Source organism: Psychromonas aquatilis, assembly GCF_038155185.1.
GTDB classification, from domain to species: Bacteria; Pseudomonadota; Gammaproteobacteria; order Enterobacterales; family Psychromonadaceae; genus Psychromonas; species Psychromonas aquatilis.
The window spans coordinates 1-1,787 of sequence record NZ_JBAKAZ010000118.1; the positions used below are offsets into that span (position 1 = coordinate 1).

At 36.5% G+C, this 1,787-nt stretch carries 2 protein-coding genes; both read right to left on the bottom strand.

Annotation, left to right across the window (positions count from 1 at the left end; genetic code table 11):
* Positions 1-27 precede the first annotated feature (27 nt).
* The gene (locus V6256_RS15065; protein ID WP_341599089.1) at positions 28-237 is read right to left on the bottom strand and encodes a response regulator; all 210 of its coding nucleotides are present in this window, start codon (positions 235-237) and stop codon (positions 28-30) included.
* Between the two features lie 13 nt (positions 238-250).
* On the bottom strand, positions 251-1,732 hold the full coding sequence (locus V6256_RS15070; RefSeq protein ID WP_341599090.1) for an ATP-binding protein: 1,482 nt from the start codon (positions 1,730-1,732) through the stop codon (positions 251-253).
* Between the last annotated feature and the right edge of the window lie 55 nt (positions 1,733-1,787).

Consider the following 1,787-nt stretch of genomic DNA (forward strand, 5'->3'; position numbering starts at 1 on the left):
TCATCTCCTTTGAATATGAACATTAGATCACATCTTTAACGGAATTGGTATAATACCATCTTTTCCAGGTAACATAATGTCCAATAAAATAGCGCAAGGCGAATGTGCTTTAACCCATGAGATAACATCATCACCGTTATCGATGATATACGGTACATAATCAGTTAAATTAAAGTAATCAACTAATAAGTTAGCTAATTTAAACTCGTCTTCAACAATTAAAATGGTCTTGTTCATTCTCTCTTTAACCTTATTTTATAACCGGTAGTTCAATATTAATCGCTAACCCACCTAATGCCGCATGAGAAGCGCTTATCGTCCCTTGGTGAGCTGCAACAATGTGTGCACAAATAGAAAGCCCTAATCCAGAGCCACCTGTTTGACGATTTCTAGCGCTATCTGCCCTGTATAAGTATTCAAATAAATGTTTTAAATGCGCCGTTGCAACCCCAACACCATCATCCTCTATTATCAGTAATATTTTGTTATCTGTTGTATTTTTATCTAATTTTAAGCTAATACTCACGACACTTGCATCAGCATATTTAATACAGTTATTAATAATATTCTCAAAAAGTTGGCATAACCTTGTGGTATCAGCATAAAGATTGATAGGCAGTGAACGATCAATATTAACCACTAAGGAAATACCTGTTGACGCTAAATAACTTCGGTGCTTTTCAACTTCTTTAACCAGCCATTGATTAAAGCACACCTTTTTTTTACGGTAATGCATGCCACCAATATCAGCACTGGTTAATAACTGTAAGTCATTGATTAAGCTTTGTAGATGTTTTACTTCGTCATTTGCTGAGGCTATATTGTCAGTGTTGAGTGGTCTAACTTTGTCTAACATCGCCTCTAACTCACCACGTAAAATCGCCACAGGTGTGCGTAATTCGTGTGAGATATTAGCTAGCCAACGTCTTCTAGCGCTTTCATTTTCGTGTAAGGTCATGGCTAACTCATTAAAGTCTCGGCTTAACTCTCCGAGCTCATCTTCCCTATTTAATGTCACTTGATGTTGATAATCACCTTGCGTCAATTTGTGCATACCAGAGATGATCAGCTTAATCGGCTCTGCGAGATGACGCGCCAAAAAAAAGGTTATCAAGGTGACAAGTAACATTGTCATTAAAGCAATAACCCATAAATAATGCTGTTGTTTCTGTATAAAGTCTAATTCATAACCATCGATAATTTTTTTACGTTTAGCAACGGCTAACAACCCAACTGTCGCTTCATTAACCACTATTTCTATTTCACTGTATTCCTGTTCAGGTCGGTAATCCCCCACCACTACCTTATTATCTTTATCAAGTAGTACGTAATTAATTTTATCTCTTGGTTCAGGGGGAAACCCTCTAGGAGGACGCTGTAAAGATGAAGGAGATGAACTCTGATGTGGCAAAGGTGTTAATGCAAGATTAGGCTCTGGTTGCGATAATGGCGCTCTATGAGGTGGAGAAACAACAAACTCACTGTCTTTTAAATATAAAAACAATAAATCAGCAAATCTTTTTTGTTGCCCTTGTATGCTTGACCAGTCATTATTTTTTTTATATTCATTTTCTAACTGTGTGACAACAGGTGTTAAAGCCTCAGCCTCTTTACTATTCACATACTCTATCATCCCTTTGCCAATGCTCCACTGGATAAGCAAAATCAGTGCAGTGACTAATAAGAAACTAAAGGTCAGTAAAATGAGAAAAAGCTTATTATGGATTTTCATTATTATACCAATTCCGTTAAAGATGTGATCTAATGTTCATATTCAAAGGAGATGA

What these genes read in the sequence shown, in the direction of transcription:
- V6256_RS15065 (WP_341599089.1), bottom strand. Translation starts at nt 237, where the DNA reads ATGAACAAGACCATTTTAATTGTTGAAGACGAGTTTAAATTAGCTAAC.
- V6256_RS15070 (WP_341599090.1), bottom strand. Translation starts at nt 1,732, where the DNA reads ATGAAAATCCATAATAAGCTTTTTCTCATTTTACTGACCTTTAGTTTC.